Source organism: Pseudomonas sp. GM60, from assembly GCF_000282415.1.
GTDB classification, from domain to species: Bacteria; Pseudomonadota; Gammaproteobacteria; order Pseudomonadales; family Pseudomonadaceae; genus Aquipseudomonas; species Aquipseudomonas migulae.
Genome location: NZ_AKJI01000019.1, coordinates 1 through 618 on the forward strand (window position 1 = coordinate 1; position 618 = coordinate 618).

1 protein-coding gene is annotated in these 618 nt (G+C 62.5%); it reads left to right on the forward strand.

The features are described 5' to 3' along the window. Window positions 1-618 (forward strand): cadherin-like domain-containing protein (locus PMI32_RS26675; RefSeq protein ID WP_008024701.1); only part of this gene is annotated, 618 nt, incomplete at both ends.

Consider the following 618-nt stretch of genomic DNA (forward strand, 5'->3'; position numbering starts at 1 on the left):
GTTCGGTCAGCGGCGCGTCGGGCGCGATCACCTATGCGCTGGTCGGCAGTGCCACCGGCGATTACGGGCAAATTGCGCTCAACCCCAACGGCACCTACACCTACACCCTGACCTCGCCGGCCAGCACCACGCCGCATGCAGACAACGGCGCCAATACCCTGAGCGAAAGCTTCACCTATCAGGCCACCGATGCCCTGGGCAACACCGTCACCAGCACGATCAAGGTCAACATTGTCGACGACGTGCCCAAAGCGATGGATGACAGCAATGCCGGTACCGCCACGCCAACGCACCTGACCCTCGAAGGCAACGTCCTGAGCAACGACGTGCAAGGCGCGGATCGCGTGCCGACCGGGCCGGACAGCGGACCGATTACTGCGGGCACGTTCACCGGGACTTACGGCACCCTGGTGCTGAATGCCAACGGCACCTACACCTACACGCTGAACATCAGCGATGCCGATTTCAAGGCGCTGCACAATGGCGGCGAGGGAAAGGAGAAATTCAACTACACCCTCACCGATGCCGACGGCGACATCAGCACTGCGACGCTGGAGCTGAACATCCATAACAGCCCGGTGACCCTCAACGGCCTCGACGTAGAGGGCGGTGAGCTGA